The 10,559-nt window shown below is 38.8% G+C and carries 12 protein-coding genes; 9 read left to right on the forward strand and 3 right to left on the reverse strand.

Translation table 11 applies throughout. From position 1 onward, the window contains the following. Positions 1 to 59: 59 nt before the first annotated feature. Positions 60 to 2,012, reverse strand: coding sequence for a KUP/HAK/KT family potassium transporter (locus LPB86_RS18700; protein ID WP_230692943.1), 1,953 nt, complete (start codon positions 2,010 to 2,012; stop codon positions 60 to 62). Between the two features lie 144 nt (positions 2,013 to 2,156). Between LPB86_RS18700 and LPB86_RS18705 the strand changes: the two genes are divergently transcribed. The 9 genes from LPB86_RS18705 (at position 2,157) to LPB86_RS18745 (ending at position 9,143) form a co-directional block, all read left to right on the forward strand. Beyond that, the gene (locus LPB86_RS18705; RefSeq protein ID WP_230692944.1) at positions 2,157 to 2,672 is read left to right on the forward strand and encodes a T9SS type A sorting domain-containing protein; all 516 of its coding nucleotides are present in this window, start codon (positions 2,157 to 2,159) and stop codon (positions 2,670 to 2,672) included. Positions 2,673 to 2,847: 175 nt separating this feature from the next. Continuing rightward, positions 2,848 to 3,459: a fumarylacetoacetate hydrolase family protein gene (locus LPB86_RS18710; protein ID WP_230692945.1), complete on the forward strand. Its 612-nt coding sequence runs from the start codon at positions 2,848 to 2,850 to the stop codon at positions 3,457 to 3,459. Between the two features lie 5 nt (positions 3,460 to 3,464). Then, positions 3,465 to 5,192, forward strand: a complete 1,728-nt coding sequence (locus LPB86_RS18715; RefSeq protein WP_230692946.1) for a M23 family metallopeptidase — start codon at positions 3,465 to 3,467, stop codon at positions 5,190 to 5,192. Between the two features lies 1 nt (position 5,193). Beyond that, entirely contained in the window at positions 5,194 to 5,655 is a 462-nt protein-coding gene (gene bcp, locus LPB86_RS18720) for a thioredoxin-dependent thiol peroxidase (RefSeq protein WP_230692947.1), read from the forward strand. A gap of 97 nt (positions 5,656 to 5,752) precedes the next feature. Then, entirely contained in the window at positions 5,753 to 6,598 is an 846-nt protein-coding gene (locus LPB86_RS18725; protein WP_230693218.1) for a transketolase, read from the forward strand. A gap of 4 nt (positions 6,599 to 6,602) precedes the next feature. After that, positions 6,603 to 7,562, forward strand: coding sequence for a transketolase family protein (locus LPB86_RS18730; RefSeq protein WP_230692948.1), 960 nt, complete (start codon positions 6,603 to 6,605; stop codon positions 7,560 to 7,562). Between the two features lie 2 nt (positions 7,563 to 7,564). Then, positions 7,565 to 8,125, forward strand: a complete 561-nt coding sequence (locus LPB86_RS18735) for an RNA polymerase sigma factor (RefSeq protein WP_230692949.1) — start codon at positions 7,565 to 7,567, stop codon at positions 8,123 to 8,125. A 34-nt stretch (positions 8,126 to 8,159) separates the two neighbouring features. Next, positions 8,160 to 8,705 (forward strand): hypothetical protein, encoded by a 546-nt coding sequence (locus LPB86_RS18740; protein ID WP_230692950.1) that lies wholly within the window; start codon positions 8,160 to 8,162, stop codon positions 8,703 to 8,705. A 6-nt stretch (positions 8,706 to 8,711) separates the two neighbouring features. Continuing rightward, positions 8,712 to 9,143 (forward strand): hypothetical protein, encoded by a 432-nt coding sequence (locus tag LPB86_RS18745; RefSeq protein WP_230692951.1) that lies wholly within the window; start codon positions 8,712 to 8,714, stop codon positions 9,141 to 9,143. Here LPB86_RS18745 and LPB86_RS18750 read toward each other — a convergent pair. Together LPB86_RS18750 and trxA are read right to left on the reverse strand one after the other, a co-directional pair. Beyond that, positions 9,140 to 10,072 (reverse strand): DUF58 domain-containing protein, encoded by a 933-nt coding sequence (locus LPB86_RS18750; protein WP_230692952.1) that lies wholly within the window; start codon positions 10,070 to 10,072, stop codon positions 9,140 to 9,142. The two genes, LPB86_RS18745 and LPB86_RS18750, sit on opposite strands and share 4 nt — an antisense overlap. A gap of 122 nt (positions 10,073 to 10,194) precedes the next feature. After that, complete coding sequence (gene trxA, locus LPB86_RS18755) at positions 10,195 to 10,512, reverse strand: thioredoxin (RefSeq protein ID WP_230692953.1); 318 nt, start codon at positions 10,510 to 10,512, stop codon at positions 10,195 to 10,197. Positions 10,513 to 10,559: the final 47 nt, after the last annotated feature.

The raw sequence follows: 10,559 nt of genomic DNA on the forward strand, positions 1-10,559 counted from the left end.
TCTCGCAGACAAAATAAGCTAGCAAATAACGTTTAATTCCGGGTATTTTAAGAAATGGATTACACTGGCAACCTGCTCAGTTCAATATCATCTGGGGTTACAAATATTAAGGGTACTTTTTCTATTTCTACGTAACTGGAATCCAGGCCAAAACTACGTTCTTCTGAAAGGCTTAAGCGTTTTAGCACAAAATAATAGTGCATCACAGTGCGCTCATAAAAACTCAGTTTGGCAAACTTAGACAAATGTTTTTCGAGCAAGACAAATCTGAAGTCACCCGCAATTTTATGTCTGTTTAAAGATTTATACTGACTGGTGATGTCTACCTCGCCATTTTTAACCAGCTCTTCAACTACTTTTCTGAACAGGAGGTTAACCCGCTGCTCTTCGCGAAAACCCAACTTGAAGTCGATCCGGATTAGTTTGCCCGGGATAAGAAATTCTACTTTATATTCTCTGCAAAAAGGCTCATCTACCACATCTACATGGACAAGCCAGTAAATATCGGCCCGCTTTGGCTCTTTTTGAAGGATAGAGTACATGATTTTGGACTCTATTTCTGTTTTGAAGTTAGCACTTGTCAGGTACACCAACTGAGATGAATATTTCGCTACAGTTTCGTCATCGCTCAGCTCACTGATGATCTGGTAATAATCGTCTATCTCCACGTACTTTACAAAGCGGTTTTTGATCTTGCGGGCGGCATACCAGCCCCACATCACGGTAAAAAGTAAGGAACCGATTAAAACAGTTACAAAACCGCCATGGAAAAACTTAGTCATGTTACCTACTAAAAATGCGAGTTCTAATAAACCATAAATGGTTAAAAACAGGACAACGATGTAGGTAGGGACTTTTTTTACCCGCATAAATACCGCGACTAAAATTGTAGTGGCCAGGAAAGTTAAATTGATGGCTAATCCGTAAGCACCTTCCATATCAATGGATCTTTTGAAGATGAGCACTACGATGATACACCCCGCACAAAGCAACCAGTTGATGGATGGCACATAGATTTGCCCTTTTTGATTGCTTGGATAATTGATTTTAACTTTTGGCCAAAGGTTTAACCTTACCGCCTCTGAAATGAGGGTAAAGGATCCCGTAATCATGGCCTGACTGGCAATAACGGCGGCAACTGTAGCCAGTGCAACCAAGGGTAGCAGGTACTGGTGAGGAACCAACTGGTAAAAAGGGTTAAGTTTATCGTTGTAATTTGGATGCGCCAATAACCATGCACCTTGCCCAAGGTAATTTAAGATTAAGGTGATTTTAACAAAAATCCAACTGATGCGGATGTTTTTTCTTCCGCAGTGACCGAGGTCTGAATACAAGGCTTCGGCTCCTGTAGTACATAGAAACACTCCACCGAGTATAACCAGGGCCATTGGGTTGGTGGAAATGAGCTGTACTGCATAATATGGATTGAGGGCCTTAAGCACGGAATAATCATGTACGATATATAGCAAGCCCAATACCCCAAGGGTTGCAAACCAAAGAAACATGATTGGACCGAACAACTTGCCCACCAGGCTGGTTCCAAATTGCTGGATCACAAAAAGAAAAATAATAATGGTTAATACAATAGGAATAATTTGCAGGCTTGGAAATTTTACCTGCAAGCCTTCTATTGCGGAGGTGACGGTAATGGAGGGCGTAATGATCCCATCTGCAAGTAAAGCACAACCACCTATAACGGCGGGTATAACCAGCCACTTTGCTTTTTTACGCACCAATGAATACAATGAAAAAATGCCCCCTTCTCCCCTGTTGTCTGCACGAAGGGTGATGACGACATACTTAATGGTAGTTTGCAATGTAAGGGTCCAGATGATGCAAGACAAGGCTCCAAGTACAAGTAGCGGAGTTATCGGCTGGCCACTATCGCTCACGGTATTAAAAATTGCCCTTAACGTATATAATGGAGATGTACCAATATCTCCATAAACAATGCCTAAACTAATGAGCAGGCCGCCTGCTGAGAGAGAATTTATATTTTTATGATCAGACATTTTATTCGTTCATCTTGCTATGGCAAATAAACAAAAAATAGAAGTAATTGTTAGAATTGGTGTTAAAATGTGTTAAATTACAAGAAACAAAACAAAAAGCTTGCTTAATCTGTATAATTATATATATTTTTGCTGCCATAAAGTATGAACAAAACGTCTAAAACCGCCTTCTTTGCTTATGTAATCTGTTGCGCCTGCATCAGCTTACTCTGCAGTATGCCTGTTTTAGCACAAAAATCTGATAGTATTTATTACAGCTCAAGAGCTAAGAAAGTAAATAGAACACCAACTATCAAAGCAAACATCCAATCTTACAAGCCTAGCTACAATGCTGGCTTAGGCTATCTTCCTTACAACAATTCTTTATTAAACGCCAAAGGCTCGATTAAGCAAGACAAAATTCTTTCGGTATCTAAGGTATATCCAAATCCGGTAGATGATCAGGTAAATGTGACTTTGAAACTTGATCGTGAGGGTGTAGTTTCCATTAAAATTATTGATTTACTGGGAAATGAAGTGATTACCCTAGCCAATGAACGCATGGTTTCTGGTGAACAAACTAAAAGCTTTACCATTCCTAATAAACTAAACAGCGGCATTTATTTTCTGCGCATAGTTTGTGGTGCAGAAACGATTGTAAAACGCATTTCTGTTATCTAATTCCCTTAAAATTCTGGTTTATTGCCTACCTATCTTTAGAGAGAAGGATTTAAAACTGTATTTTAATTTTTTTGTCTTAGAAACGTTATCAAATGGCTGTTATTTTCTTTTTTAGGGATATAAAGCTATTTTTACGAATCGTGCAAGAAGCATGATTGATAAGCCTTAATACGAAATGAAAGTGATTGCTATTGGACGCAACTATGCTGCGCACGCCAAAGAACTGAATAACCCACTGCCTGATGCTCCTGTAATTTTTCTAAAACCAGATACTGCTGTTTTAAAAGATAATAAACCTTTTTATTTACCTGATTTTTCTGCTGACATCCATTATGAGCTGGAAGTGGTACTTAAAGTTTGTAAGGAAGGTAAACATATTGCAGAGAAATTTGCCGGAAATTATTTTGATGAAGTAGGCCTGGGAATTGATTTTACAGCAAGGGACCTGCAAAGTAAATTTAAGGAAAAAGGGCTGCCCTGGGAATTGGCCAAAGCTTTTGACAACTCTGCCGCCATAAGTAAATTTGTACCTAAATCACAGTTTGAAGACATAAGTGCTTTACCTTTTAGCTTAAAAATTAATGACGAATTAAAGCAGGATGGCAACACCAATATGATGCTCTTTTCTTTTGAACAGATCATCTCTTTTGTATCTAAATACATTACCCTTAAAAAGGGAGACTTGATTTTTACCGGAACACCGGAGGGCGTTGGCAAAGTGTTTGCCGGCGATAAACTTGAGGCCTGGATAGCTGATGAGCAATTTTTAAATTTTGAGATCAAGTAACATTAATGCGCAAATTCATTTTATTTTTAGTAGCCGGTCTTTTATTTGTTGTAACGGTTAAAGGCCAGCAAATTTTTAGCAACAATAAATATCCTTTGGTAGACTTTAGGATGCCGATGGACATTAAGCCGCCTGCACTTGCAGGATCTTTTGGTGAGATTAGACCCAATCATTTCCATTCTGGAATTGATTTTAGAACCAACCAGCGTGAAGGTTATCCGGTGTATGCCATTGCCGATGGCTATATTTCCAGGCTTAGGGTGCAAAACAGTGGCTTTGGACAGGCTTTATACGTCAACCACGCTAATGGTTATACCAGTGTTTATGGTCACCTGCAACGTTTTAACCCTAAAATCGATCAGGTGGTAAAAGGCCTTCAATACAGTAAAAAAACTTTTGAACTGGATGAGTTTCCGCAGGCAACGCTAATTCCCGTACGAAAAGGTGATTTGATAGCTTACTCTGGTAACAGGGGAAGTTCTGGCGGTCCGCATTTACACTTTGAGATCAGGGATACCAAAACTGAAGCAACTATTAACCCTCAGCTGTTTGGCATTAATATTCCAGATAACATTAAACCTATAATTTACAGTTTATATGTTTACCGCTTAAATGGTAAGCCCTTTAACGAGTTCACCACGAAGGCTGGTTATACCTTAACGGGTACTGCTGCGGCTTATCGTTTGGCCCAGGGAAAATTAACACTGAACGGTGAATATGGCTTCGGAATTGTAACAACAGATAGGCACAATGGGCTTTCTGGCACCAATGGTGTATATGCCATACAATTGGAAGTTGACGGAAAACTGGTGTTTACCTCTGCTTTGGAGCGGTTTTTATTTGAAAACAGCAAAGCTGTTAATTCGCACATAGACTGGCCTGCTTACATCAACACTAAAAAAAGCATACAGAAAAGTTTTGTAGATCCAGGGAATCCGCTAGGCATTTACAGCAACCTGGTAAACAATGGACGGATAAACTTTACAGACGGCAAATTGCATGAGTTAAAATATACTGTTACGGATGCAAGTGGCAATGCAAGTACCCTCTCTTTTACGGTTCAGGCTGGTGATGGCGTAGTGGCTGAAAACAAAACCCCTTCCACTGGCTTAATTTTTCCCTACGGAAAGTTAAACGAGTACAGTGAGGCCGACTTTAAGGTGATTTTGCCTAAGGGTACTTTATACAATGATTTGAATTTTACGCATAAGATTTTGAAACCTGCATCAGCAGCCTCTGGAAATCAATACTCTGCGGTTTGTCAGATCCAGAACAACCTAACCCCTTTGCATACGGGTTTTGACTTATGGATTAAAGCTAATGCCAGTTTAGAACGTTATAAAGACAAAGCGCTTATGGTAAACACCAATGGTGCATCGCAAGGTGGCATATATGAAGATGGTTTCCTTAAGGCCAAACCTAAGACCTTTGGGAGCTTTTATATTGCCATAGATACGATTGCGCCTGTGATTGTGCCCTTAAATATTTCGGATGGAAAGCGCATGACAGGGATTAGTAAAATGTCTTTCAAAATAAGAGATAACCTTTCTGGTATCCAAAGTTTTAATGGCTATATTGACGGTGAATGGGTGCTGATGGAATTTGACACTAAAACCGCTACCTTGTGGCACACTTTTGATGAAAGGACCACTGCGGGAAAACATGAGCTGAAAATTGTAGTGACTGACATGAAAGACAATAGTAAAACTTATACCATAACATTTTATAAATAATATGAGTGAATTAAAAGAAGGTATGCAGGCTCCGGAATTTACCGCAGCAGACCAGGCTGGCCAGCCAATTTCTCTGGCACAATTTAAAGGCAAAACGGTAGTTTTATATTTTTATCCAAAAGACGATACCCCGGGCTGTACCGCAGAGGCTTGCGATTTCAGAGACAATTACCAGGGTTTACTGGCCAAAGGCATTACGGTACTTGGCGTGAGTGCAGATGACGAGAAATCTCACCTGAAATTTGCAACTAAACATAGTTTACCCTTTACATTGATAGCTGATACAGATAAAAAGATTGTAGAGGCTTACGGCGTTTGGGTAGAAAAAAATATGTATGGCAAAAAATACATGGGTATTAGTCGCAAAACCTTTATAATTGATGAAAATGGTTTTATAAAGCACATTATTGACAAGGTTGACACCAAAAATGCGACCGCACAGGTTTTGGATTTGATAAAATAAATTAACTTTGGTACGGTTGCAAAGGATCGGGAATGCACCGGCTGGTAACACCAGTAAACCAAATAAAAACTAATATTGCAACAAGTAGTAAATTATGATGAAACGTACGATTGAAGAATTAGAGGATATCGCTTCGCAGGTAAGAAGAGATATTGTAAGAATGGTTCATGGCTGCCAGTCCGGGCACCCTGGAGGATCATTAGGCTGTGCTGATTTTATGACAGCTTTATATTTTGAAGTGATGAACCACAATCCGGACTTTAAAATGGAAGGTAAAGGAGAAGATTTATTTTTCCTTTCTAACGGCCATATTTCTCCTGTATTTTACAGTGTACTGGCTAGATCTGGCTATTTTGATGTAGCTGAACTGGCTACTTTTAGAAAGTTAAACTCGAGGGTTCAGGGACACCCTACCACCCACGAAGGTTTACCAGGTATCCGTATTGCTTCTGGTTCATTAGGACAGGGCCTTTCTGTTGCCATTGGTGCGGCTTTGGCTAAAAAACTAAATAAAGACCTATCTCACGTTTTTGTGTTGCTTGGTGACGGTGAGTTACAGGAAGGCCAAAACTGGGAAGCGATTATGTTTGCTCCTTTTAACAAGGTTGACAATTTAATAGCATCCGTTGATTATAACGGTCAGCAAATTGACGGCCCTACAGAAAAAGTACTTTCGCTGGAAAGCTTACAAGCTAAATTTGAAGCTTTTGGATGGCATGTAATCACCTCTAACGGTAATGACATGGCTGATATTGTTAGGAACCTTGAATATGCAAAATCATTGCTTGGAAAAGGTAAGCCTGTTTTGAATTTAATGAGTACCATTATGGGTAACGGTGTTGACTTTATGATGGGATCGCACAAATGGCACGGTGTTGCCCCTAACGATGAGCAACTTGCCCTTGCAATTGCCCAATTAAAAACCACACATAAAGATTACTAGAACCGTGAGAAAAAAATTCCCATATACAGAAAAAAAAGATACCCGCTCTGGTTTTGGAGCAGGACTATTAGAAGCAGGAAAAAACAATCCTGAAGTTGTTGCCTTATGTGCAGATTTAGTAGGCTCTTTAAAAATGGATGCCTTTATTAAGGAATTTCCAGAGCGCTTTTTCCAGATTGGTATTGCTGAAGCCAATATGATTGGTATTGCTGCCGGTTTATCTATTTCTGGTAAGGTTCCTTTTACCGGAACGTTTGCCAACTTTTCTACCGGACGTGTATACGACCAAATCCGTCAATCTGTAGCTTATTCCGATAAAAATGTTAAGATTTGTGCATCGCACGCTGGTTTAACTTTAGGTGAAGATGGCGCTACGCACCAGATTTTGGAAGACATAGGCTTGATGAAGATGCTTCCTGGAATGACCGTAATTAACACTTGTGATTACAACCAGACTAAAGCAGCAACCATTGCTATTGCAGAACACCATGGCCCTGTTTATTTGCGTTTTGGACGCCCTGTGATCCCTGTATTTACAGATCCGGATCAAAAATTTGAGATTGGCAAAGCATGGATGGTAGATGAAGGTACTGATGTGACGATTGTTGCAACCGGACATATGGTATGGAAAGCAATTGAAGCTGGCGAGCAATTGGAAGCTTTAGGCATAAGTGCAGAAATTATTAACATACATACCATTAAACCGCTTGATGAAGAGGCTATTTTAACCTCTATTAAAAAAACAGGTTGTGTGGTAACTTGCGAAGAACACAATAAATTTGGTGGCCTGGGTGAAAGTGTAGCACGCTTATTGTCTACAGAATTACCGTCGCCACAAGAATTTGTAGCTGTAAACGACAGTTTTGGTGAGAGTGGAACACCAGACCAGTTGATGACAAAATATGGCCTTGATACGGTAAACATTGTTGAAGCCGCACAAAAGGTGATTGCAAGAAAGAAATAAGCATGAAGCAGGTTGAAGATGCAGAAATATTAGAGAAATTTTATAACGAGAAGACTCGTAATGAGGCCTTCAACCTGCTTATAAATAAATACCAGCAAAAAATATACTGGCACATTCGTAGATTGGTGATTGACCACGATGATACAGATGACCTTGTACAAGACGTTTTCATAAAAGTTTGGAAGAACCTGGAAAAGTTTAGGAATGACTCGCAATTGTATACCTGGATTTACAGAATAGCCACCAATGAGTCTATTACTTTCCTGAACAAAAAGAAAAATCAAAATAATATACCGCTGGATGAAGTTTCTACAGCACTCTCCGAAACGCTAACGGCTTCTTCTTATTTTAACGGCGACAAAGTGCAGATGAAACTGCAACAGGCGTTACTTATCCTACCAGATAAACAGCGGTTGGTGTTTAACATGAAGTACTATGACGACATGAAATATGAAGAAATTTCTGCCGTGTTAGGTACAAGCGTAGGCGCTTTAAAGGCATCTTTTCATATTGCCGTGAAGAAAATTGAAGAATATATGCTAAAAGATGACATTACCTTTTAAACCTTTTGCCTTTTAAAGTATCAATATAGCTGTGATGGATAATAATTTTGAAAATAAGTTGTGGGAGAAAAAACTGGGAGATGGATTTGCGGTACCTGAGCACTATTTTGAGGGCTTAAATGAAGCGATCTTTACCAGGTTGAGTGTGGAAAAACTTAAAGAAGTTGCACCTGAAAGCGGCTTTAGCGTTCCTGATGGATATTTTGATACGCTTAGCACCAGGGTTTTATCTGCGGTAGAAGATGAACAATTATCTATAGTTTCATTATCTGTACAAAAAGAAGCTAAAATTATTGGATTTTGGAAGTCTGATTTATTGAAGTATGCTTCTGTAGCATGTTTGGTAATGATAAGTGCTTTTGGTTTTTATTTCTATGATCATGAAGAGCTGGTTAAAAAACCGATGGCTAGCAATATGGCTACGGAGCAGTCACTTTACGACATGGATGAGCAGGAAATTATTGACCACGTTACCACGACAGATAAAGATATAGTGACCACTACTTCTGCAACGGATAAGGAAATTGAGAATTATATTTTAAACAATTACTCTCAAAATGACATTACCAGGAACTTATAAAATTAGATGATGAAGAACTTATTTATATTAATTGTACTCTTTTGCAGTCCTTATCTTGCAACGGCCCAAATGCCGGAAATTGAATCTTACAAAATAGCTTATTTAACACAGAAGCTTGAATTGAGCACTGAAGAAGCCCGCATATTCTGGCCTATTTACAATGGCTTTCAGAAAGAACAAAGCGCTTTAAGGGATGAACGAAGACAGAAGATGATTAGCTTTAGAAAAATAACAGAAATTGACGAGCTTTCTGATATTGAAATACAGACACTAATTGCAAATGAACTGAGCTTTAAGCAACGGGATTTAAACCTTGAACGTAAGTATTATGCCCAACTTAAAGCCAACTTACCTATAAAGATTATAGGAAAATATTACAGGGCCCAGGAAACTTTTAAAAAGGAACTGCTAAACAGATACCGCAGACAGCCAAACTAACCCATTTTCTGCCTCTTGATCATGTAGTTTTGTAAAACCTGCGAAAACCCCTGGTTAATATCTGCATCTACCAGATCTATCTTATATTGAGCACACTTCAAGGCTATCTTTTGCCTGTAAAGCGTAATGGTTTCCAGGTAATCTTTTCTAACACTGCCAGGCTGTGTCTTTAACACAGCGCCGGTTTCCAGATCAACAAATTCATAAGGCCTGTTTTCAAAATCAAAGTTGACCTCTTTGGCCTTATCGGTAACATTAAAGATGACCACTTCATGTTTATTGAATTTAAGATGTTGTAATGCGGCAAAAAGCGCTGTAATCTTATCTTCATGATGCACACTGTTCATAAGATCGCTAAATATCACGATCATGGAACGTTGATGAATAAGCTCTGCTATTTGATGTAAAGCTTGCTCCAGATTGGTTTGCACATTTCTGCTTGGAGACTTCATAATCTCTTCTAAATGTGTATAAATGTACTTTTGATGGGTGGTAGTAGACCTGGCTGCAGTATTTACTACTAAATGATCCGTAAACAGGCTTAAACCAAAGGCATCCCGTTGTTTCTTTAGCAAATAGATTAATACGGCCACAGACTGAACAGAGAACTGTAGTTTGTTATACTGCTGCTCTGGAAAATACATGGAAGAAGAAACATCTATCACAAACTGACAACGCAAATTGGTTTCTTCTTCATAGCGCTTGCTGTACAGTTTATCTGTTTTGGCATACAGCTTCCAATCTATATTTTTAATGTTATCCCCAGTGTTAAAAGCCCGGTGTTCAGCAAATTCCACAGAAAAACCATGGAACGGGCTTTTATGAAGGCCGGTAATAAAGCCTTCTACAACCTGCCTTGCAAGTAATTCCAGATTACCGGGAATTTCCTGATACTGACTATGATCTAAAGGTGGAACGGCATGCATCATGTAAAGCTAGCTAAAGTTTATATTCTATTGCATTAAGATTCTGAAATAAATTTAGGATGAGGATGGTGCATAAAAAAAGCGTTCATGATTTATGAACGCTTTTGCTATATGATTGTATCTAATTACAATTGCTTTTCTAATTTACCAGCTAAAACTGATTTTGGAACTGCACCAACTTGTTTATCAACAACTTCACCATTTTTGAAAAACAACAACGCTGGAATGTTGCGGATACCAAACTGGGTAGAAATTTGCGGGTTATTGTCAACATTTACTTTTCCAATAACTGCTTTTCCTTCATATTCTTTTGATATTTCATCAACTACCGGGCCTACCATGCGACAAGGACCACACCATTCTGCCCAAAAGTCAACTAAAACGGGTTTATCTGATTTTAACACTAACTCTTCAAAGTTAGCATCTGTGATTTCTAAAGCCATAATTCTATTTTTTTTTATACAAAGATATAATCAATTGTAATGCCATC

It is taken from the genome of Pedobacter sp. MC2016-14 (genome assembly GCF_020991475.1).
In the GTDB taxonomy this organism is placed as follows: Bacteria; Bacteroidota; Bacteroidia; order Sphingobacteriales; family Sphingobacteriaceae; genus Pedobacter.